The organism is Nocardia aobensis NBRC 100429, from assembly GCF_000308375.1.
GTDB classification, from domain to species: domain Bacteria; phylum Actinomycetota; class Actinomycetes; order Mycobacteriales; family Mycobacteriaceae; genus Nocardia; species Nocardia aobensis.
In genome coordinates, this window is the sequence record NZ_BAFQ01000010.1 from 1 (window position 1) to 22,162 (window position 22,162).

General features: G+C 67.6%; 15 protein-coding genes and 1 pseudogene. 9 read left to right on the forward strand and 7 right to left on the reverse strand.

Annotated elements, in window-relative coordinates:
- The 4 genes and pseudogenes from RJ03_RS34755 to RJ03_RS01335 form a co-directional block, all read left to right on the forward strand.
- Positions 1–1,801: pseudogene (locus tag RJ03_RS34755) on the forward strand (hypothetical protein); the annotation flags it as partial.
- 299 nt (positions 1,802–2,100) lie between these two features.
- Positions 2,101–3,312: an acetyl-CoA C-acetyltransferase gene (locus RJ03_RS01325; protein WP_036497267.1), complete on the forward strand. Its 1,212-nt coding sequence runs from the start codon at positions 2,101–2,103 to the stop codon at positions 3,310–3,312.
- Positions 3,313–3,349: 37 nt separating this feature from the next.
- The gene (locus RJ03_RS01330; RefSeq protein ID WP_036497268.1) at positions 3,350–5,512 is read left to right on the forward strand and encodes a 3-hydroxyacyl-CoA dehydrogenase NAD-binding domain-containing protein; all 2,163 of its coding nucleotides are present in this window, start codon (positions 3,350–3,352) and stop codon (positions 5,510–5,512) included.
- A 198-nt stretch (positions 5,513–5,710) separates the two neighbouring features.
- Positions 5,711–9,301, forward strand: a complete 3,591-nt coding sequence (locus tag RJ03_RS01335; RefSeq protein WP_036497270.1) for a serine/threonine-protein kinase — start codon at positions 5,711–5,713, stop codon at positions 9,299–9,301.
- Positions 9,302–9,365: 64 nt separating this feature from the next.
- Here RJ03_RS01335 and RJ03_RS01340 read toward each other — a convergent pair whose 3' ends face one another.
- The 3 genes from RJ03_RS01340 to RJ03_RS01350 all read right to left on the reverse strand — a co-directional run bounded on the left by RJ03_RS01340 (position 9,366) and on the right by RJ03_RS01350 (position 13,273).
- Complete coding sequence (locus RJ03_RS01340) at positions 9,366–10,685, reverse strand: class I SAM-dependent methyltransferase (protein WP_036497272.1); 1,320 nt, start codon at positions 10,683–10,685, stop codon at positions 9,366–9,368.
- Positions 10,682–12,133, reverse strand: a complete 1,452-nt coding sequence (locus RJ03_RS01345) for an FAD-binding oxidoreductase (protein WP_051024118.1) — start codon at positions 12,131–12,133, stop codon at positions 10,682–10,684. Before RJ03_RS01345 ends, RJ03_RS01340 begins: the two co-directional genes overlap by 4 nt.
- A gap of 417 nt (positions 12,134–12,550) precedes the next feature.
- Positions 12,551–13,273, reverse strand: coding sequence for a hypothetical protein (locus tag RJ03_RS01350; protein WP_036497273.1), 723 nt, complete (start codon positions 13,271–13,273; stop codon positions 12,551–12,553).
- A 137-nt stretch (positions 13,274–13,410) separates the two neighbouring features.
- On the opposite strand from RJ03_RS01350, the gene RJ03_RS01355 reads away from it, so the two are divergent.
- The gene (locus RJ03_RS01355) at positions 13,411–13,845 is read left to right on the forward strand and encodes an SRPBCC family protein (RefSeq protein ID WP_036497274.1); all 435 of its coding nucleotides are present in this window, start codon (positions 13,411–13,413) and stop codon (positions 13,843–13,845) included.
- A 165-nt stretch (positions 13,846–14,010) separates the two neighbouring features.
- Here the strand turns inward: RJ03_RS01355 and RJ03_RS01360 are convergent, their stop codons facing one another.
- The 3 genes from RJ03_RS01360 to RJ03_RS01370 all read right to left on the reverse strand — a co-directional run bounded on the left by RJ03_RS01360 (position 14,011) and on the right by RJ03_RS01370 (position 15,895).
- Positions 14,011–14,364, reverse strand: coding sequence for a VOC family protein (locus RJ03_RS01360; protein ID WP_036497276.1), 354 nt, complete (start codon positions 14,362–14,364; stop codon positions 14,011–14,013).
- Positions 14,365–14,426: 62 nt separating this feature from the next.
- Positions 14,427–15,248 (reverse strand): MerR family transcriptional regulator, encoded by an 822-nt coding sequence (locus tag RJ03_RS01365; protein WP_036497277.1) that lies wholly within the window; start codon positions 15,246–15,248, stop codon positions 14,427–14,429.
- 41 nt (positions 15,249–15,289) lie between these two features.
- A complete protein-coding gene (locus tag RJ03_RS01370) occupies positions 15,290–15,895 on the reverse strand; it encodes a hypothetical protein (RefSeq protein ID WP_051024119.1) in 606 nt (201 codons plus the stop codon).
- 171 nt (positions 15,896–16,066) lie between these two features.
- On the opposite strand from RJ03_RS01370, the gene RJ03_RS01375 reads away from it, so the two are divergent.
- Together RJ03_RS01375 and recR are read left to right on the forward strand one after the other, a co-directional pair.
- The gene (locus RJ03_RS01375; RefSeq protein ID WP_083870525.1) at positions 16,067–16,405 is read left to right on the forward strand and encodes a YbaB/EbfC family nucleoid-associated protein; all 339 of its coding nucleotides are present in this window, start codon (positions 16,067–16,069) and stop codon (positions 16,403–16,405) included.
- A gap of 21 nt (positions 16,406–16,426) precedes the next feature.
- Positions 16,427–17,035, forward strand: a complete 609-nt coding sequence (gene recR, locus RJ03_RS01380) for a recombination mediator RecR (RefSeq protein ID WP_030516496.1) — start codon at positions 16,427–16,429, stop codon at positions 17,033–17,035.
- 57 nt (positions 17,036–17,092) lie between these two features.
- Here recR and RJ03_RS01385 read toward each other — a convergent pair whose 3' ends face one another.
- The gene (locus tag RJ03_RS01385; RefSeq protein ID WP_036497280.1) at positions 17,093–17,734 is read right to left on the reverse strand and encodes a hypothetical protein; all 642 of its coding nucleotides are present in this window, start codon (positions 17,732–17,734) and stop codon (positions 17,093–17,095) included.
- A gap of 200 nt (positions 17,735–17,934) precedes the next feature.
- On the opposite strand from RJ03_RS01385, the gene leuA reads away from it, so the two are divergent.
- Together leuA and RJ03_RS38240 are read left to right on the forward strand one after the other, a co-directional pair.
- Complete coding sequence (leuA, locus tag RJ03_RS01390) at positions 17,935–19,737, forward strand: 2-isopropylmalate synthase (protein WP_036497282.1); 1,803 nt, start codon at positions 17,935–17,937, stop codon at positions 19,735–19,737.
- 242 nt (positions 19,738–19,979) lie between these two features.
- Positions 19,980–22,109, forward strand: a complete 2,130-nt coding sequence (locus RJ03_RS38240) for a nucleotide-binding protein (protein ID WP_245552155.1) — start codon at positions 19,980–19,982, stop codon at positions 22,107–22,109.
- Positions 22,110–22,162: the final 53 nt, after the last annotated feature.

Below are 22,162 nucleotides of genomic sequence, written 5' to 3' on the forward strand. Positions count from 1 at the left end.
GGCCCGGTCGTCCGGCGAGCCGCGTCGCCGTGGCGCGGAAGCCCTCGCCGCGATGCGGGAGAAGAAGAGCGCGCCGCATCCGGCGCAGCGGGCGCAGTCGCCGACCGGCCCGCAATCACCGGCGGCGCCGCAATCGCAGAACGAATCGGAAGATCAACGGCCGCAAGAAGTTTCGGATGGGACGCAGGATGCGTACCCGGCGGCGGCCGATCGTCCGGTTCCGGATGACCGACCCGGTGCCGCCGGTATTTCGATGAGCGGTGAGCAGGTCTCTGGGACCGGCTCCGTAGCCGTCGGTGCCGTATCGGCCGACAGCGAAGCTGTCCGCCCGGCGTCGGTCGGTGTGGAAACAAGTGAAATCTCCACGGCGACAACCGATTCCGGTGCCGAATCAGGAAATGCGGATCAGGTCGCCGGGTCCGGGCCGGAGGGTGCGTCTCCCTCCGGCGCGCAGCCGGTGACCGACACCGAGCGACAGGCCGAAACGGAGGAGTTGGCTCCCGACCTGGGCGCAGCCGAGTCGGTCGCCGTCCACCGGCCCGCTGCGGATTCTGTGGCCCGGCCGGAATCATCCGACCCGATGCATCCCGCGCCCGGCGACGCCGCCTCCACTGTCCATCGAGGCGAATCGGTGTCGGCCGGATCCGACGACGCCGCCGAGCGCGGCCACCGTGGGCCGAACGCGACCGCTTCCGGCGACGTCGCCAACCGCCCCGAAACGGGAGGCGAGTCGGGCGCGGGCGCCGAAGGAACCGTCGAGTCCGATCGCGACTCGGAGCCGGCCGGTGTGGCCGCCCGGTCGACGGGTGCCGCGAGTTCGAGCGGCCCGGATGCCGTCGCGGGTTCGGATGCCCACGGTCCCGCGGTCGATTCCGTCACCGATTCCGACGCTGCCCGGTCTGCCACCCCGGAGTCGGCTTCGGCCGACAGCCCGGAGAGGCGGGATCCGTCGGATGCCGACGAGGCGGACCGGATCGCGGATGCGCCCGCGGAGCTGGTGACGTCGCCCGCGGAGGCCGGCAGTGGCGATGTCCTGCGGGAGATCGAGGCCGCCTGGGCCGATATCCGAGCCAAGGCGCGGGAGTCGAGTGCCGCCCTGCCGGCGCTGCTGTCGGGTGCGGTGGGGGCCGTCCGGGTCGAGGGCGACACGATCGTGTTCGCCCATCCGCATGCTCCGCTCGCGCAGCGGTTGTCCATTCCGCAGAACATCGACGCCGTGCGGGCCGCAGTGCACGCGGTGATCGGCCGGCAGTACGGCGTGCGGTGGGAAGTCGGGTCGGGCGATGCCGGTGGTGCGCGCACCGGTGGTGCGGCGTCCGAGCGACCTGCGCGAGGCGGCGCCGAACCGTCGGCCGGCCGTGGTGGGCGTGGGGACAATCCGGGGCAGTCGCAACCGCCGCGATTCGTCCGGCCCAGCCAGAGCCAGGCGCAGTCGGCGGACGGTGAGACCCGTGGCGGTCAGACCGATACCCGGGGCGCCGCGGCCGATCGTCGCGACGGTCAGGGGCAGGGACAGCGACGGGAGTTCCGCCCGCCGCGCGGCGCCGGCGCCGGCGACCGAACCGCGCCCGACGACGATATTCCGCCGCCCGAGGCGCCGGACCTTCCGGACGACCCCGGGCCGTCGGACTACTCGCCGGTAGGTTACGACGGTGTCCCACCTGCGTTGACGCCGGAAGAAGAGCAGGAGATGCTCGCGGAATCGGCGCGACCGGTCCCGCCGGAACAGCGCCGCGACCCCGATGAGGTGGCCTTGGAGTTGCTGCGAACTGAGTTGGGTGCCACACATCTGGGTGGTTGACAGTCACCTGCCGGAATACGTTAAGTTAACCGGAGTTCGCATCCCGCTGTACTATGAACGGGTGGTCGTCAGCATCGGTGCTACGAGGTTCTATGGTATGCCCAGGCATACGGGCATCCCGGAGCCTCGTAGGTCGATGCGTGTCGGCGTTTGTACAGCGTTATGCGCTCGGCGGACTTCCGGAGGAAACCGTGTGTGACCTCCCGGTTCGCCGGTGTGGTGTGCCCGAGGGCTCGCCGGGATCGAACACGGTCGGTCGGATGGCCGGTCGGCACCTTTAAGGAAGGAAACACTCCGATATGACCACAGAGGCCTACATTTTCGAGGCCATCCGCACCCCGCGCGGCCGCAACAAGAAGGGCTCGCTGCACTCGGTCAAGCCGATCGATCTGACGACCGGTCTGGTCCAGGAGCTGCGCAACCGCTTCCCGAACCTCGACGAGGATCGCATCTCGGACATCATCCTGGGTGTCGTGTCGCCGATCGGTGACCAGGGTGCCGACATCGCCCGCACCACCGTGCTGACCGCGGGCCTGCCCGACACGGTCGGCGGTGTGCAGATCAACCGCTTCTGCGCCTCCGGCCTCGAGGCCGTGAACATGGCCGCGCAGAAGGTCCGCTCCGGCTTCGAGGACCTGGTCATCGCCGGTGGTGTCGAGTCGATGTCGCGCGTGCCGATGGGCTCCGACGGCGGTGCGCTGTTCGCCGACCCGGCCACCAGCTACGACCTCTACATCGCGCCCCAGGGCATCGGTGCCGACCTGATCGCCACCATCGAGGGCTTCACCCGCGAGGACGTCGACAAGTTCGCCGTGCGCTCGCAGGACCTGGCCGCGCAGGCGTGGTCCGGCGGCTACTTCGCCAAGTCCGTCGTGCCGGTCAAGGACATCAACGGCCTGACCGTGCTGGACCAGGACGAGCACATGCGTCCCGGCACCACCGTCGAGGATCTGGCCAAGCTGAAGCCGTCCTTCGCGGGCATCGGCGAAATGGGTGGCTTCGACGCGGTCGCGCTGCAGAAGTTCCACTACATCGAGCAGATCGACCACGTGCACCACGGCGGTAACAGCTCGGGCATCGTCGACGGCGCCGCGCTGGTGCTGATCGGCTCCCAGGAAGCAGGGGAGGCCTCCGGTCTGACCCCGCGCGCCCGCATCGTCGCCACCGCCACCAGCGGCGCCGACGCCACCATCATGCTCACCGGCCCGACCCCGGCGGCGCACAAGGCGCTGGCCAAGGCCGGTCTGTCGGTCGACGACATCGATCTGTTCGAGATCAACGAGGCCTTCGCCTCGGTCGCGCTGAAGTTCCAGAAGGATCTGAAGATCCCGGACGAGAAGCTGAACGTCAACGGCGGCGCCATCGCGATGGGCCACCCGCTGGGCGCCACCGGCGCGATGATCACCGGCACCATGGTCGACGAGCTGGAGCGCCGCAACGCCCGCTACGCCCTGGTGACCCTGTGCATCGGCGGCGGCATGGGTGTGGCCACCATCATCGAGCGCGTCTGATCCCCACCCTTCACATTCTCCAGGAGAACGAAAAACTATGACAGAGAACATGATCGGCTGGGAAAAGGACGCCGACGGCATCGTCGTGCTGACCATGGACGACCCGAACCAGGGCGCCAACACGATGAACGAGCTCTACAAGAGCTCGATGCACGCCACGGTGGACCGCCTGGTGGCCGAGGTCGACGACATCACCGGTGTCGTCATCACCTCCGCGAAGAAGACCTTCTTCGCCGGCGGTGACCTCAAGAACATGATGAAGACCACTCCGGAGAACGCTCCGGACATCATGGAAGAGCTCACCAGCATCAAGGCCGACCTGCGTCGCCTCGAGACCCTGGGCAAGCCGGTCGTGGCCGCCATCAACGGCGCCGCGCTCGGCGGTGGCCTGGAGATCGCGCTGGCCACGCACTACCGCATCGCCGCCGACGTCAAGGGCGTGCAGATCGGTCTGCCCGAGGTCTCGCTCGGCCTGCTCCCGGCCGGTGGCGGTGTCACCCGCATCACCCGCATGCTCGGCATCGCCGACGGCCTGATGAGCGTGCTGCTGCAGGGCAACAAGTTCAACGCGCAGAAGGCCAAGGCCAAGGGCCTGGTCAACGAGGTCGTCGGCAGCGTCGAGGAGCTCGTCCCGGCCGCCAAGGCGTGGATCAAGGACAACAAGGACAACGCCGAGGCCGCCACCCAGCCGTGGGACCGCAAGGGCTACAAGATCCCCGGCGGCTCGCCGTCGAGCCCGGCGCTGGCCGCCAACCTGCCGGCCTTCCCGGCCAACCTGCGCAAGCAGCTCAAGGGCCAGAACATGCCGGCGCCGCGGGCCATCATGGCCGCCGCGGTCGAGGGCGCGCAGGTCGACTTCGACAACGCGTCGCTGATCGAGTCGCGCTACTTCGTCTCGCTGCTGACCGGCCCGGTCGCGAAGAACATGATCCAGGCGTTCTTCTTCGACCTGCAGGCCATCAACAACGGTGGTTCGCGTCCGAAGGACGTGCCCAAGCGGGACATCAAGAAGATCGGCGTGCTCGGCGCCGGCATGATGGGCGCGGGCATCGCCTACGTCTCGGCCAAGGCCGGCTACGAGGTCGTGCTGAAGGACGTCTCCCAGGAGAACGCCGACCGCGGCAAGCAGTACTCGGTGAAGATCGAGGAGAAGGCGCTCTCGCGTGGCAAGACCACCGAGGAGAAGTCCAAGGCGCTGCTGGATCGCATCCACCCGACCGCCGACCCCAAGGATCTGGCCGGTGTCGACTTCGTGATCGAGGCCGTCTTCGAGAACCCCGACCTGAAGGCCAAGGTCTTCCAGGAGATCGAGGACGTCGTCGACGCCGACGCGCTGCTGGGCTCCAACACCTCCACCCTGCCGATCACCCTGCTGGCCAACGGTGTGAAGCGGGCCGAGGACTTCATCGGCATCCACTTCTTCTCCCCGGTCGACAAGATGCCGCTGGTGGAGATCATCCGTGGTGAGAAGACCTCCGACGAGGCGCTGGCCCGGGTGTACGACTACACCCTCGCGATCCGCAAGACCCCGATCGTGGTCAACGACAGCCGCGGCTTCTTCACCTCTCGCGTCATCGGCACGTTCATCAACGAGGCCATCATGATGCTCGAGGAGAACATCGACCCGCAGACCATCGAGCAGGCCGGTCTGCAGGCGGGCTACCCGGCCGCGCCGCTGAAGCTGAGCGACGAGCTCAACTTCGAGACCATGCAGAAGATCTTCAAGGAGACCAAGGAGGCCGCCGAGAAGGACGGCATCGCGATCTCCGCCGCTTCGCTGGCCTCGGGCCGCGTGGTCGAGACCATGATCGACAAGTTCGACCGCAAGGGCAAGCTGCACGGTGCGGGCTTCTACAACTACGCCGACGGCAGGACCGCCGGCCTGTGGGAGGGCCTGCGCGACGCCTTCGACTCCAAGCGTGAGCTGCCTGAGGGCGTCACGCTGCAGGATCTGAAGGACCGCATGCTGTTCATCGAGGCCATCGAGACCCAGAAGTGCTTCGACGAAGGCGTGCTGACCAGCACCGCCGACGCGAACATCGGCTCGATCTTCGGTATCGGCTACCCGGCCTGGACCGGTGGTGTGCACCAGTTCATCGTCGGCTACCCGGGTGGCACGGAAGGCTTCGTCGCCCGTGCCGACGAGCTGGCCGCGAAGTTCGGTGAGCGCTTCCAGGTGCCGGACTCGCTGCGCAAGTAAGGTTCTCGCCACGCCGAGATTCCCTGCGACGGCCCGGATCACGTTCCCGCGTGATCCGGGCCGTTTGCTGTCTCGTCGCTCTCACCGGTGTGGCCGCGGCCGACGGAAACGGTCGCGACTCGAAGCGAGCGGAACCGCGCCCGGATGCGCATCGACCGCGCTACGTTGGAGTGAGGGCGGAACGTTCGAGGTGGCCAGATGAATCCACAGACGGGCAAGGTCCGCAGCGACGACGATCCCGATCCCGCGGCGGACTCGGAGGCAGCCGCGGGGGCGAATACCCAGCGCTACCAACCGATTCGCATCGCCGACGAACTCGAGGCGATGGGGCTGTTCGATGCCCAGGAGATCGGGCGCGGCGGTTTCGGGGTGGTCTATCGCTGTGCGCAGCGGGCGCTGGATCGCGTGGTGGCGGTGAAGGTGCTGTCCTCGGAGATCGACGAGGAGAGCCGGGAGCGGTTCCTGCGCGAGGAACATGCGATGGGCCGGCTGTCGGGCCATCCGAATATCGTCGACGTCCTGCAGGTCGACGTCACGCCCAGCGGCTTGCCGTTCCTCGTCATGCCGTTCGCCGCGCACGGCTCGCTGGAACAGCTGATTCGCGATCACGGCCCGCTGAGCTGGTCGGATTCGCTGCGGGTCGGCGTGAAACTCGCGGGCGCGATCGAGAGCGCACATCGCGTGCACGTCCTGCATCGCGATGTGAAACCGGCGAACGTGCTGCTGAGCCGCTACGGCGAACCGCAGCTGACCGATTTCGGCATCGCGCGCATCCCGGGTGGCTTTCAGACCTCTACCAGCATGATCACCGGATCGCCGGCCTTCACCGCGCCCGAGGTGCTCAAGGGCGAGGAACCGACCGTGCGGTCCGATGTGTATGGTTTGGGCGCCACGCTGTTCGCGCTGCTGACCGGGCACGCCGCCTTCGAACGTCGCTCCGGTGAGCGCGTCGTCGCCCAATTTCTGCGGATCACCACCCAGCCGGTCCCCGACCTGCGCGAACAGGACATTCCGGCCGATGTGGCGGGCGTGATCGAATCGGCGATGGCTCAGGATCCCGCCGATCGCCCGGCCTCGGCCCTGGAATTCGGGCAGGAGATGCGTGCCGTGCAGATCGCGCACGGCGAGACGGCCGACGAGATGGCTCTGCTCGACGGCGAAACGACCGACGGCCGCACGGCCGAACCCGACGCGACGGCGTATCCGATCACCTCACGCCGCAGCCGCGCGGTCCTCGGCCTGCCCGCGCTGCGCACTCCGGGGCCGCCCGGTCTCGCCCAGCCCCCGACGCTACCGCCCACGGCCGCAACGAAATTCCGTCCGCCGACCCCGGCCCGCGAGCCGATTCCCCGGCCCCGGCTGCTCGATATCCTGCGCACGGGTGGCCGCCGCCGGCTGGCCGTGATCCACGGACCGGCGGGCTTCGGAAAAAGTACGATCGCCGCCCAGTGGCGCACCGAACTCACCGCCGACGGCATCGCGGTGGCGTGGATCGGGATCGATCACGACGACGACAACGAGGTGTGGCTGCTGGCCCATCTGATCCAGGCGATCCGGCGGGTGGCGCCGGATATCGGTTCCGGGCTGGCGGAGGTGCTCGAGGAACGCCCCGCGGAGGCGGTGCCCTATGCGATCTCCACGCTGATCGACGAGATCCACAGCGGCGGGCAGGTCGTCGTGGTGGTGGTGGAGAACTGGGATCGGGTCACCGACGAAGGCGCGCATCGGGTGATGGATGCGTTGCTGGAGAACGGATGCCACCATCTGCGCTTCGTGATCACCACCCGCGAGCAGGCCGGTCTGCCGCTCAGCCGGATGCGGGTATGCGACGAGCTGGTCGAGATCGGCAGTCACGAACTGCGGCTCACGCTCGCCGAGACGCGGCAGATCCTGTTGGAGCGCAACAAGTTTCCGCTCACCGATGAACAGGCCGAGCAGATCCGCGCCGCGACCGACGGATGGCCGGCCGCGATCCAGCTGGTCAGCTTGTCGCTGCGCGGGGCCACCACGGGCGCTCCGGTGGATCCGGCGCAGCTGATCGCCCATCTGTCCGGCGGAAACCAGGCCATTCGGGAATATCTGGCCGAGAACGTGCTGGCGGGGCTCGAACCGCGCATGCTCGAATTCCTGATGTCGATCTCGGTAGCGGAGAAGCTCAACGGCGGGCTGGCTACGGCGCTCAGTGGCGAGCCGGATGCCGAGCAACTGCTGGAGCAGGCGCAACAGCGCGAATTGTTCGTCACCCGCGTCGAACACGATCCGGGCTGGTTCCGGATCCAGCCGCTGTTCGCCGAGCAGTTGCGTGCCCGGCTCGAACGAGTGCATCCGGGCAAGTTGAAGTCGTTGCACCGCAAGGCTTCTCGCTGGTACGCCGAACATCAGCAACTGCGCAAGTCGGTGGATCATGCCCTGGCCGCCACCGACCTGAAGATGGCGGTGGATCTGGTCGAGAACGGCGGCATGGATCTGATCGACACCTCCCGCCTGGCGACCCTGCTCGGCACCGTGTCCAAACTTCCTGTGCAGCAAGTGACTTCGCGGTCGAAGCTGTTGATGACACTGGCCCGGGCCAATATCAATCTGCAACAGTCCGGAGCGGCTCGCACCGCGCTCGGGCGACTGTCGAATATGCTCGCCCGCAGCTCACCCTCGGATGCCGATGCCACCCGCCAGCGGTGTGAGGCCGCGGTGTTGTCGGCCGCCGACCTGGTGGCCCGCGACCGCACCGACGGTGTGCTGGAGAAGGTGCTGCCGTGTCTGGAGGAGCCCGACGAACTGCCGCCGTGGACGGTGTCCACCGCTGCGAATCTGGTGTCGTTCGTGCGGCTGTGCGATTTCGATTTCGACGGTGCGCTCTCCATCCAGGACTGGGCCGCGCCCTATCACAGCAGGTCCAAGGATCCGCTCGGTGTGGTGCTGGGTCTGCTCAACACCGGTGCGGTGGCCTATGAACAGCTCGATATCGACACCGCCACCCGGTGTTTCGAGAAGGCCTGGCAGATCGGGCGGGAGCGCTCGGGGCCACGTTCGCACGCGGTGCGGGTGGCCGCGGCGCTGCTGGGGGAGCTGACCTATCGGCGCGGCGACCTGGAGGCGGCGGACCGGCTGCTAGAGCAGAGCCATCGGTTGCCGGCGCGGATCGGTGCGGTGGATTTCATGATCACCACCTTCGTCGTGGGTGCGCGGGTCAAGGCCGTGCTCGGCGATACCGAGACCGCGCGCGCCCGGCTCGACGACGGCGCGCGGATGGCCGCCGAGCGCAAACTTCCGCGCATGGCCGCCCACATCCGGGCGGAACGGCTGCGGTTGGGGCTGCTCGAACCACCCGCCGGGCCGGAGCCGCCCGCCCCGGTGCTGCGCCAGTCCGCCGGCACCGTCGCGCTCACCGCGGAGGCCGAGGAGGTCGCGGCCGTGCGCGTGCTGCTGGCGCGGCACTATCGCGGTCTGGACGGGAAGAACGTGGCGGCCGAGGGCCTCGAATCGGCGGTGAAACGGGCGCGCGCGCTCTACGGCCGGATGGTCGAACAGAACCGTCCCCGGGCGGAATTGGATGCCGCGCTGCTGCTGGTCGAATGCCTCTCGGTCGCCGGATGGAACGGCGAGGCGATCACCTCACTGCTGCCGGCGCTGGATCGCTGCGCCCGATTGGGCTGGACCAGACCACTTCTCGACGCCGGCCCGGAATTGAGCTATCTGCTGCATTCACTGCGTGACGACGTACTGCTCGCCGGTGAGGGCACCGGATCGTTCGATATTCCGCGGCCGTTCCTGAACGCGCTGCTGCACTGAGAACGCCGGCGGGCCGGATTCGTCACCACGAATCCGGCCCGCCGGCAACGCTTTCCGTGCAAGCTCAGGCGTTCCACCACGGACGCAGCGGCACGTCCCAGGTCTGCTTGTCGCCGAGCTTCATCCCGAGCACCTGGTGCAGCTGCACCACGTTGCGCTCGAAGCCCAGCTGGGAGCCGGCCATGTACAGACCCCACACCTTGGCGGTGCCCTCACCGACCTCCGCGACGCACTCGTCCCAGTTCGCGACCAGGTTCTTGCACCATTCGTGCAGGGTCAGCGCGTAGTGCGGGCGCAGATTCTCCTCGTGCACCACCTCGAGCCCGATGTTCTGGATATCGGTGATGATGCGCCCGGATCCGATCAGCTCCCCGTCCGGGAAGACGTAGCGGTCGATGAAGTCGCCGGCCTTCGTCGTGCGGGTGTTGTCGGGGCGGGTGATGCAGTGGTTCAGGAACAGGCCGCCGTCGCGCAGCTTGCTCTTGATGAAGCCGAAGTAGCTCGGGTAGTTCTGCACCCCGATGTGCTCGGTGAGGCCGATCGAGGACAGCGCGTCGAAACCGGATTCGGCGATATCGCGGTAGTCGCTGTGGCGGACCTCGGCCAGCTCCTGCAGACCCTCCTCGACGATCTTGGCCTGCGCCCATTCGGCCTGTTCCTTGGACAGGGTGGCGCCGATGACCTTGACGCCGCGCCGGGCCGCGTAGCGGACCATGCCACCCCAGCCACAGCCGATATCGAGAAGTCGATCGCCTTCCTTCAGCCGCAATTTCTCGAACACCAGGCGGTACTTGTTCTCCTGGGCTTCTTCGAGGGTCTGGTTCTCGTCGGCGTAGCAGGCGCAGGTGTAGGTCATCGATGGGCCGAGCACCAGTTCGTAGAACCGGTTGGACACGTCGTAGTGATGGTGGATCACCTCGGCGTCGCGGTTCTTCGAATGCCGCAGCCCCTCGAGCGCGATGCGCCGCCAGCGCGGCAGCGTCTCCTGCGGCGGCGGCGCGATCGGCTTGAGCGCGTCCCAGCCCAGCGAGCGCGCGATGGTGACCAGCGCCAGCGCCGACGGGCGCCGGAACTTCAGGTCGGTCATCGCCTTCAGGATGTCGTACGGATCGCCCGGGTGGACGCCGTCGACCGCCATGTCACCGGAGATGTAGGCCCGCGCCATGCCGAGATCGCCCGGTGCGGTGGCGATGTAGTTGATACCCCGCGGCGTCGTGATCTCGAGGCTGAACTTCGAATCGTCGGGTCCGGCGCTGCTGCCGTCGTAGGCGGAGAACCGGATCGGGACGCCGCCGTCGACGAGCGTCTCGAAGATTTCGGCAATGCTGAGTTTCGTTCCCAGCTCCGAGAACGGGGGCAGCTGGGAATCCTTGAATGTCGTCACTTGCGTTGCACCGCCTTCGAATACAAATCCAGCAAACGATGATCGGGGTCGTATCGTTTCTTCAGATTCGCGTAGTGATCGCCTCCGTAGAGGCGCGCGAAATCGTCTTCTGCGTAGTAGGAGTCCGAGTAGAGGGACTTGTGGCCGTCCAGGCGGGCGACCTCGTCCTCGATCGCGCGATTGGCCGCACCCTCGATCTGCCCGGGTTGTTTCGGCACCGCCGACCAGAAACCGACATTGACGTAGGTGTGATCCGGTTCCAGCGGATACAGCGGCCACGGACGCGACGGATCCTCGGGCTTTCCCGGTACTTCCGCGCTGTCGCGCAGCCGGAGCGGGCACAGCCACAGCGGTTCGATCGGAATTTCGCGCAGGAACCAGTGCAGGAAATCGGCGGTGCGCTCGATCGGCACCTCGATGTCCTGTACCACGCGCTCCTGTGGCGGATTTCCCTTGCGTGCCTCGAGCTTGTCGCCGATGTTGTATTTGTGATCGAGCGCGATCAGCTTCCAGTAGAAGCTCGAACGGCGGTACTGCTTCGGCCAGAACCGGCGGATTCTCGGATTCTGGGTGCCGAATGCCCGTGAGCACCAGAACCAGTCGGTGTCCCAGCGCCACAGATAGTCGTGGATGGTCAGCCGGTCGCGCTTGGGCTCGGCGCGGTCGTGCCGCAGGGACTGGTAGTAGATATCCATCCCGGTGTAGTCGCTGACCGGGCCCGGTTCGTCGGTCTGGCGGCCCAGGACGAGATAGCTCTCCTCGGCGGTGAATACCGCGCCGTCGAGATAGTCGACCCGCTCGCCGTCGTAGCTCCGGTCGATGACGATCTGTGCCATCACGGTTTCGAGTTCGCGCAGATCGTGGAAACGTACATGGCGCAGCGTCACATACGGCTGCACCGATTCCAGTTCGATCTTCAGTCGGGTCGAATAGCCGAGCGTGCCATAGGAATTCGGGAAACCGCGGAACAGATCGGCGTATTCGCCGTCCGGGGTGGCGGTGATGATCTCGCCCGCACCGGTCAGCACATCGATCTCGAGGACGGATTCGTGCGGCAAACCGTTGCGGAACGAGGTCGATTCGATTCCCAGGCCGGTGACCGCGCCACCCAGCGTGATCGTCTTCAACTGCGGAACCACGAAGGGCGCCAGACCGTACGGCAGGGTGGCGGCGACGAGATCCTCGTAGGTCGTCATACCGGCCACATCCGCGGTCTTCGCCTGGGGATCGACCGCGATCACCCGGTTCAGGCCCGAAACATCCAGTCCGGGTGCGGGGTTCTTCGCCCGGGCGCGAAACAAGTTCGACGTCTTTTTCGCCAACCGCACGTTGGCATCCGAAGGAATCGCACGATAGCTGGCGAGCAGACGCTCGACACCTTCTCGGTGCGCGGCAAAACCTGATTCGCGTGCGGCCGCCGCGCGGCCGGCCTTCCCCAACAGACTCACTGCCACCCCCTGACGCTATCTCTCCTGGTTTCCCCCGGCCACCGCGAGGGTACCTATGGGCGCGATTCTTCACGCATATGTTGCATTGCGTTCGATCACGGGCCGGGCCCACGCTTGTGGGTCATCCGCCCAGCTCGCGGACATGTTTCCGAGCGGAATCGTGCGGCTGTGGGCTGACCCGGGGCTTGTGACGAACCCGTCGAAATTCGTCGCCGGTCCCGGAACGAGCGTTCCGGTTCGGGCGTGAACGGATGCCGCCGAAGGGTCTCGATCGATCATCCGTCACACCGGCGGCCGGTCCGTATTCGAGCGCCGATGATCGTGGACCGTGCCCGTCGCCGATGCCGGTCGCTACGCTCGGCCGGGAGTGCGCGGTGCGACAGACAGAGCGATGGCTCGAGTTCGGTGCGACGCAGCTCAGCGCGACGGATAGCCGGGGCGCATCCCATCCGGGCCGGCCGGCGGATAACCGGGTGGCGCCGGAGGGTAGCTCCCCGCCGGCCCGCTCGGCACGAAATGCGGTGCGGCAGAAAGGTATTCCGCGTGACCCGACGCGCCCGAGTGGGCTGGATACCCCGGTGGCGGCGGAGGATAGCCGGTTCCCGCCGGAGCGTAACCGGGCGCAGGATATCCGCTCGCACCGGACGGATAGCCGGGAGCAGACCGGCCGGCCGCCGGATTCGCGGGCGGTTGCCCCCCATTCGCGACGCCCGGATATGCGGGCGCGCCGGGCGGCGTGGAATGCGTCACCGGATACGCGGAACCGCCGGGGGGATAGGCGGCCGGGTTCGGTACCACCCGCATACCGGTCTTGGTGCCGAGACCGCCCGAGCGGCGCAGTTCTCCGGCCAGGAACGCGCCCCCGCCGACGATCATCAACACGCCGAAGCCGAGCAGCAGCCAACCGGTCCGGGTGTTGTCCGACGCCTGCTCGTCCATCGAGCGGGTGGTGCGGTGGCCGTGTTTGCCCACCTCGACGCACTGGTCCCCGGACCGCATGGTCTCACCGCCGCAGTCGACCCTGCCGTGACTGTTCAGCATCGTGATCGCGCCGACGATCATGACGACGCCGACGACCATCACGCCGACCCACTTGAGCACATTCTTGACACGGCGCGCGCCGATAGCGACGTTCGACACCTCATCCCCCCGGGCGTAGCTGCGGGCAGAGCGAAACCGCGTCTGCCGGTCCGGAACTGCACCGGACGCGGCGTAGCATAGCCCCGCAGAACGGCTCGAATAAACCCGAACGACCCCGGATCGACTAGGAGCTCATTGTGGGACAGGTCAGTGCATCCAGCTCGACCGTCGTCGCTGCGGAACCGCAGCGTGCGCTGGAAGCGATCGCGGACTATCAGGATGTGCGCCCCCGCATCCTGTCTTCGCACTACCACGACTACAAGGTGCTCGAAGGCGGAAAGGGCGCCGGAACCGTCGCCGAATGGACGCTGCAGGCGACGCAGAAGCGCTCCCGCAACGTCCACGCGGTCGTCTCGGTCTCCGATTCGATGGTGACCGAACGGGATTCGAATTCCACGCTGGTCACCACCTGGACCGTCACCCCCTCGGGTGAGGGTTCGCAGGTGACGGTTCGCACCAGCTGGAAGGGTGCGGGCGGCGTCCCCGGCTTCTTCGAGGGCATCTTCGCCCCGCTCGGCCTGAAGAAGATCCAGGCCGAGGTTCTGGAAAACCTGAAGCGCGAGTTGAGCTGAACCTTCGGCCTCCGCTTCGCTCCGGCGGGTCTCGGCCCCTTGGGCCTCGATTTTTCCCTCCTCCGCTCAGTCGCTGCGCTCCCTCGCTCTGTCAGTCCAAAATCGAGGCGGGCCGAGACCATTGGGGTGCACGGACTGGGTGACCGCTATCTTCGGTCGCTTCGGTCAGTGCTGGTGGGCGATGTCGAACAGGTTGCCCTCGGGGTCGGCGAGGGTGACCCATCGCACGCCGTATTCGTCGAAATCGCCGATGTGTTCGGCGCCCAGCGAGACCGCCCGCTCGATCTGAGCGCGCCAGTCCGGTGCGCTCAGATCGAGGTGGACCACGTTCTTGCCCGGGGTCTTGTCGGGAACCTGGATGAACATCAGCGCCGTATCGCCGTCGTCACCGCGGCCGATCGAGGCGAAGTACTCGTTGGCCTCCGGGTCCACCGGACGCTCCAGCAGCTGTGCGTAGAAGTTCGCCAAGGTGGCGGCGTCACGGCAGTCGAAGGTGACGGCGGCCAGACTGATCGACATGAAATATCCTCTCTTCGTGGGAAATTCGTGAATACGCGAGGCGTGTCGCGCGGTTCGCCCGATCAGGCCGATGCGATCGGCCAGCAGACCTCGGTGCGCTGCGCGGCGGGATCCGCGCAGTCCTGCGGGCCGACCACGTAGATCTCGCGAATCGGCTCGCTCAGCGCGGTATCGTGTTCGGCCACATGCGAACCCAGCGCACCGTAGGTGCGATCGAAGTCGGTGAACGGTCCGGCATGCACCGCAATCGCGAAGCGGCGCTGCGGAAATCGGCGAACCGCGACCTCACGGTGTCGGTCGAAGGCGGTGCCCGGATCCGCTGCCAGCGGCGCGAACGCCACCACCTCGCCGATCTCGTTCTCGAAGAAGTCCGCCGAATACGTCGCCCCGCTCGGGCCGCCCGGGGCCACCCCCGCGACCGCGAGCACGTCGTACAGCCGGGGGAACACGGCACCGCACCACTCACCGATCTCCGCCCGCGACACCAGCGCGCGAATCGTCACGGCGGTGAACTCCGGAACCAGGCGATACCGCACGTCGATCGGCGCGCCGGGTGACAGCAGCGCGCGCAGCGATGCCACCACATCGCGTGTCCGCAGCAACTCCGCTTCCATTCGCTCCAGATGCGCTGCCAGCGCGGCATCGCGGGTCGACCGATCCGGCGCGGCCAGGACCGCGCGGATCTGCGGCATCGGCATATCGAGATCGCGCAGGCGGCGAATCAGATGCGCCTGCTCCACCTGGGCGGTCGAATACCGCCGATACCCCGAGCCGGGATCGACCGACACCGGCTCGAGCAACTCGATCTCGTGGTAGTACCGCAGCGTTTTCACGCTGAGATAGGTGAGGCGGGAGAACTCGCCTATGGAGACTGTCGCGGGCATGAGGACAAGCGAACACCCTCCAGCAACAGGAGAGTCAAGTCCTACTGCTCGGTGAGGGCGAACGTCAGCAGCAGCGTGGTCTGGAAGAACCCTCTCCACCAGGAGTAACCGAACCAGACACCGGGGGTCACCTGGCGGATCTCGTCGAGGATCTGGGGTGTGATCGAGGGGCGGTAGTCCAGTAGCCAGGCCGGTTGGCCGTCCAGACGGGCGGGTCCGGAATAGACGTCGGCGGGGAAACCCTCGATGCCGGCCGCGGTGATGCGGTTGGTGAGGGTGCCGCCGTCGGGGCCGGTGTAGAAGTTCTTGCCGATCCAGAACGGCGGCGCCACCGCCTCCATCACCGGCGGGCGGGTCACCCAGCCGTTGGTCACCCCGGTCGGCACGTCGCCGCGAGGTGCGTCCCGGAAGATCTGATCCTGCTGTTCGGCCGAACAGTGGTTGTGCAGCGCGTCGATCGTCGCCGCCGGATCGTCGGTGTAGAGCACGCAGCCACCGCCGTAATCGGTATCCGCCGAGGCGGCCGGGGCCAGGACGGCGGACCCGAGGCCCAGAACGGCGATCGCGACGACGGCCGTCAGTGCCGAACTCCGCCGCCCGCGACGCGGCGGTGGTGCGGATGGGGTGTGCGCAGATGCGGAAGACATGTGTTGATCTTGATCCCGATACATAACCGGCCTCCACCGGATTGGCCCGACCCGTGTGCCGACGTCCGGCCCTGTTCCGATGGTAAAGGCGCCCGGACCGGGCCGGTACCGGACGGGATCCGAACGTGACTACGCTGGTGCACATCCGCATCCCGCAGAGAGGACATCCCCGTGGAGCCTGGTGGACAGCTCGATATGCAGGCCCTGCTCGCGCAGGCGCAGCAGATGCAGCAGGCGGTGATGGCCGCGCAGGCCGAAATCGCCGCCACCGATGTGACGGGTGAGGCCGGCGGCGGTCTGGTGCGGGTGACGATCAAGGCCAGCGGCGAGGTGCAGTCGCTGCAGATCGATCCGAAGGTGGTCGATCCGGAAGACGTGGAGACGCTGCAGGATCTGATCGTCGGGGCGGTCAACAACGCGATGGCCAACGCGCAGCAGCTGGCCGCCGAGAAACTGGGCCCGCTCGCCGGCGGCATGGGCGGCGGTTCCGTGCCCGGCCTGCCGTTCTGAGCGGCCCGATAGGACGAATCCGTGTATGAGGGTCCGGTCCAGGATCTGATCGACGAACTGGGGAAACTGCCCGGCGTCGGTCCGAAGAGCGCCCAGCGCATCGCCTTCCATCTGTTGTCGGTCGAGCCGCCGGAGATCGATCGGCTGCAGTCGGCGCTGCAGAAGGTGCGCGACGGCGTGCGGTTCTGCGCGGTCTGCGGCACCGTCTCCGACGGAGAACTGTGCCGCATCTGCGCCGACCCACGCCGGGACCGGACCATGATCTGCGTCGTCGAGGAACCCAAGGACGTCCAGGCCATCGAGCGCACCCGCGAATTCCGCGGCCGCTACCACGTGCTCGGCGGTGCGCTGGATCCGCTCTCGGGGGTCGGCCCGGATCAGCTGCGCATTCGAGAGTTGTTGGCGCGCATCGGAAATCAGGAGGACGGTGTCGATGTCACCGAGGTGATCATCGCCACCGATCCCAATACCGAGGGCGAGGCGACGGCCACCTATCTGGTGCGGATGCTGCGGGATTTCCCGGGCCTGTCGGTCACCCGGCTCGCCTCCGGTCTGCCGATGGGCGGCGACCTGGAATTCGCCGACGAACTGACCCTGGGCCGCGCCCTGTCGGGACGCCGAACGCTCTGACGGCGCGGAGGCGCCGATCGCAACGGCCGTCAGTACGTCTCCGTCAGAACGTCTCCGTCAGAACGTCACCGCCTCCCAGTCGAGCTCATCCAGGCGGCCGCGCTCCCCGGCGGTCCAGTCCCAGACGAGTGCGGCGACCTGGTCGCCGTCCTCCAGCTGCACCGCGAAATGCCGGTCGGGGCCGCCGTCGCGGTATTCCAGCGTGTACAGCCCGGGCTCGTCGCGATAGGTCTGGATGTAGAGGTGGTCGGCGCGCTCCACGATCAGGTACGGATTCGGTTCCGCGAGTTCGGTGATCCACCGGTGCGCGAGCTGCTCGGTGAGATAAGGGAATTCACCCGCACCGCCGTGGGTGACGGTGACGTCGATGCGACCGGTCGGATCGATCAGCCAGTTCAGCTGCGGATCGTAGAGCGCGTAGTCACGCGGGGTCGCGAGTTCGAACAGGAGGTTGCGCACGTGGCCGATGGCGTCGTAGCGGGCGGCGACGTACAGCGCGCCGCCGGTGCCGTCGCCGCCGGTGGCGACACTGAGGAACGCCTCCTCCTCCGGCAGCGCGTCGTTGCGCCGGTTCACCTCGGCCGCGATCGCCGCCACGGTGTCGGTCTGCGGCCGTCCCTGCTGTGCGGCCAGGTAGGTTTCCACCGCATCGGGCGAGGTGGCGATGCCCGCGGGGAGCAACACGTGGTCGTAACTCATCCGGCCAGGCTACGTGGGGGTGTGGCGAGGGTCCTTTTCCCGGCCGCGGACCGACCTGTAAACTGGCCGACATCATGCAGCGGGCACTCCTCCTCGGCCGCCGCGACGGGGTCTGAATCGGACCGGCTCCCGTCGCGGGGTTCAGCTGTGCCGGTCGACCCCATACTTGGGACACCCACCCACACCCTCGGAGAAACGCCATGTCACCCGCTGACGCCTTCGTATCCGGTACGCGCACCATCACCGCGCCGTCCAAACCCGCGCCCGCCGATCAGCCCGCGTGGAACCAGCAGAAGAACTCCTCGATGCCGACCTTCCGGTACCGGCCCTTCGCCGAGGAGGTCGAGCCCATCACGCTGCCCGACCGCACGTGGCCGAACCAGGTCGTGGACCGGGCTCCCGGCTGGTGCGCGGTCGACCTGCGCGACGGCAACCAGGCCCTGATCGACCCGATGAGCCCGGCCCGCAAGCGCCGCATGTTCGACCTGCTGGTGCGGATGGGATACAAGGAGATCGAGGTCGGCTTCCCCTCGGCCAGCCAGACCGACTTCGATTTCGTCCGCGAGATCATCGAGGACGGCGCGATTCCGGACGACGTCAGCATCCAGGTGCTGACCCAGTGCCGCCCCGAGCTGATCGAGCGCACCTTCGAGGCCTGCCAGGGCGCCGCCAATGTGATCGTCCATTTCTACAACTCCACCTCGATCCTGCAGCGTCGCGTGGTGTTCCGCGCCGACCGCGACGCGGTGAAGAAGATCGCGACCGACGCCGCGACGTTGTGCCTGGAGATCGAGCAGCGCTATCCGGACACCAACTGGCGCTACGAGTACAGCCCGGAGTCCTACACCGGCACCGAACTGGACTACGCCCGCGAGGTGTGCGACGCGGTCTCGGAGATCATCGCGCCGACCCCGGACAAGCCGCTGATCATCAACCTGCCGGCGACGGTCGAGATGGCGACGCCGAACGTGTACGCCGATTCCATCGAGTGGATGAGCCGCAACCTGGCCCGCCGCGATTCGATCGTGCTGTCGCTGCACCCGCACAACGACCGCGGCACCGCGGTCGCGGCCGCCGAACTGGGCTATCAGGCCGGCGCCGACCGCATCGAGGGCTGCCTGTTCGGCAACGGTGAGCGGACCGGCAACGTCTGTCTGGTCACCCTGGGGATGAACCTGTTCTCCCGCGGTGTGGATCCGCAGATCGACTTCTCCGATATCGACGAGATCCGCCGCACGGTCGAGTACTGCAACCAGCTGCCGGTGCACGAGCGCCACCCCTACGGCGGCGACCTGGTCTACACCGCCTTCTCCGGCAGCCACCAGGACGCGATCAACAAGGGCCTGGATGCCATGAAAGCCGCGGCGGACGGCGCCGATTCCGATATCGACGACATCGTCTGGGAGGTTCCGTACCTGCCGATCGATCCCAAGGATGTGGGCCGCACCTACGAGGCCGTGATCCGGGTGAACTCGCAGTCCGGCAAGGGCGGCGTCGCCTACATCATGAAGACCGACCACGGGCTGGTGTTGCCGCGGCGGTTGCAGATCGAGTTCTCGCAGGCGATTCAGAAGATCACCGACGGCGAGGGCGGCGAGGTCACGCCCAAGGAGATGTGGGACGTCTTCGCCGACGAGTACCTGAACCCGATTCTGCCGCTGGAGCGCATCCGGCAGAAGATGTCGGCCGCCGAAACCGATTCCGGCACCGACACCATCACCGCGGTGGTGAAGGTGGACGGGGCCGAACAGGAGATCGTCGGTTCCGGTAACGGCCCGCTGGCCTCGTTCGTCGACGCGCTGGCGACCATCGGCTACGACGTGCGGGTACTGGACTACTCCGAGCACGCGATGTCCTCCGGTGACGACGCACAGGCCGCCGCCTACGTCGAATGCGCGATCGGGGACAAGGTGACCTGGGGTGTGGGCATCGCGACCTCCATCACCACCGCCTCGCTGCGCGCGGTCGTCTCCGCGGTGAACCGCGCACAGCGCACTCGCTGATCCACACACCCCGCTCGACAGCCGGGACCGCCCACCGCCGGGAAGGCGGTGGGCGGTGTTCTGCGGCAACCCGTCCGGTACGGGGTGCGGCCCCTGTTCACCGGGGGACTCGTATTCGGCCAGCGTGCTAGCGTTGTGGCGCATTGGCCGCGAGCTCTCTGCTCGAACTCTGTCGAGCAGATGGGGGAAACGTGACGACTAACGACAACTCCACTTCACCGCCTTGGTTGCAGGGGCAGGGAATGGGCGATACAGCTGCCGACCAGGACAATCCGACCTCGCTGCCGTCGCAGGACGAATCCGACGCGGACACAACGGCATCCGACGGGACGGCGAACGTGACATCCGACGCCGAACCGAACGGCGCACCGGCCGACGAATCCGCGGAATTCGAACACGCGGCGTCCGGGATCATTCCGCCGGTGCCCGACGGTATCGAGCAGACCACGTTCGCACCCGGTCCGCAGTTCGGGCCCGACGGCTTCGCCCCGCCCGAGCAGGGGGGATTCGCACCGGGCCCGTTCGCGCCGCCGGGAGCGAACCCGTATCCGCCGAATCAGGGCTTCGCGCCGCCGGGCTTCCCGATGAACGACCATGGCGGTCCTTTCGCCCCGCCGGGAGATCCGAACGGATTCCCGCCGCCGTGGGCGGGCGGTCCCGGCCCGGATGGTTTCGCGCCCAATGGATTCCCCGGTGAGCAGGGCGGTTTCGCGCCGCCCGGCCACCCCGGCGAACCGGGCTTCGCACCGGCCGCATACCCCGGTGAGCAGGGTGGTTTCCCGCCTCCCGGAAATCCCGGTGAACAGGGTGGTTTCGCGCCGGGCGGATTCCCCGGCGAGCAGAACGGTTTCGCGCCCCCCGGTGAGCAGGGCGGTTTTCCGTCGCACGGAAACCCCGGTGACCCAGGTGGATTCGCGCCGCACGGCAATCCGGGTGACGCGGGTGGATTCGCGCCGCACGGCAATCCGGGTGATCCGGGTGGTTTCGCCGCGCAGGGCAATCCCGGTGAGCAGGGCGGTTTCCGGCCCGGTGCCGGTGAGCCGGGACCGGGGTACGGCGAGGTCCGCCAGGAAACGCCGTACGGTGAAATCCGCCAGGAGATCGGCGCCGACGGCATGGTCCGCCGGGTCTTCGACGAGCGGCAGGCCCCGCCCGGTCCCGAGCAGCAGGGCGGGGACGCCGATGCGGGCGGACCGATCTTCAGCTGGGCGCCGCCGCCGCTGCCCTCGACTCCGCCGCAGCAGCCCCAGCAGTATCAACCGCAGCAGCAGGGCGGCTGGCAGGGCGGCCCCGGGCCGCAACAGCAACTGCCGCAGGCGTATCAGCAGCAGCCGCCGCAGTCGACGTTCCAGCCGCAGCACATGACCCAGCCGGTGCAGCCGGGCAGTTCGGTCAACGACCTGAATCTGCTCAAGCGGGCGCGGCGTTCACCGCGCAGCGGCTGGCGCCGCGCCGTGCACAAGGTGACCGGTGGCGCCATCAATCCGGGCGAATCGTCGGCCGATGTGATCTACCGCGAACTGGTGGACCGGGTGAATCAGCCGGTGCGCGGCGACTACCGGATCGCCATCCTGTCACTCAAGGGCGGCGTCGGAAAGACCACGACCACAGTCGGTTTGGGTTCGACCTTCGCCTCGCTGCGTGGTGACCGCGTCATCGCCATCGACGCCAATCCCGACCTCGGGACCCTGGCCCACCGGGTGCCGCGCCAGACCCGCTCGACGGTCCGCAATCTGCTCGAGGATCAGCACATCGGCCGCTACTCGGATGTGCGGGCCCACACCTCGCAGGCGCCGAGCCGGCTGGAAGTGCTTGCCAGCGAACAGGATCCGGCCGTTTCGGAGGCCTTCAGCGAGGCCGACTACCGGCGCGCGATCGGCATCCTGCAGCAGTTCTACAACATCATTCTCACCGACTGCGGTACCGGCCTGATGCATTCGGCGATGGCCGGTGTGCTGGATATGGCGAGTTCGCTGATCCTGGTCACCTCCCCGGCCATCGACGGCGCGCGCAGTGCCTCGGCGACGCTGGACTGGCTCGAGCACCACGGCTACAGCAAGCTGGTGGAGCGGACCGTGGTGGTGGTCAACGCCTCCCGCCGCGGCGCCTCGACCGTCGACCTGGATCAGCTGCGCAAGCTGTTCCTCGACCGCACCCGCGCGGTGCAGGTGGTGCCGTTCGACGATCATCTCGCCGAGGGCGCGGAGATCGATCTGGAACTGGTCGGCAAGCCGACCCGGCGGGCGCTGCTGGAATTGGCGGCCATGGTCGCCGACGATTTCGGATATCACGTCCCGCAGCCGCCGTTCCCGGGTCCGCAGACCCAGTATCCGGGTCCGCAGGGGCACTATCCGGGCCCGCAGGGCTACTGATTCGCGCCGGGCACCGGTTTTGCGAGGATTTCTCCCCGCCGAATCGCTGCCCG

Coding starts and splice junctions, on each gene's coding strand:
- RJ03_RS01325 (WP_036497267.1), top strand. CDS start 2,101: ATGACCACAGAGGCCTACATTTTCGAGGCCATCCGCACCCCGCGCGGC.
- RJ03_RS01330 (WP_036497268.1), top strand. CDS start 3,350: ATGACAGAGAACATGATCGGCTGGGAAAAGGACGCCGACGGCATCGTC.
- RJ03_RS01335 (WP_036497270.1), top strand. CDS start 5,711: ATGAATCCACAGACGGGCAAGGTCCGCAGCGACGACGATCCCGATCCC.
- RJ03_RS01360 (WP_036497276.1), bottom strand. CDS start 14,364: ATGTCGATCAGTCTGGCCGCCGTCACCTTCGACTGCCGTGACGCCGCC.
- RJ03_RS01365 (WP_036497277.1), bottom strand. CDS start 15,248: ATGCCCGCGACAGTCTCCATAGGCGAGTTCTCCCGCCTCACCTATCTC.
- RJ03_RS01370 (WP_051024119.1), bottom strand. CDS start 15,895: ATGTCTTCCGCATCTGCGCACACCCCATCCGCACCACCGCCGCGTCGC.
- RJ03_RS01385 (WP_036497280.1), bottom strand. CDS start 17,734: ATGAGTTACGACCACGTGTTGCTCCCCGCGGGCATCGCCACCTCGCCC.
- leuA (WP_036497282.1), top strand. CDS start 17,935: ATGTCACCCGCTGACGCCTTCGTATCCGGTACGCGCACCATCACCGCG.
- RJ03_RS38240 (WP_245552155.1), top strand. CDS start 19,980: ATGGGCGATACAGCTGCCGACCAGGACAATCCGACCTCGCTGCCGTCG.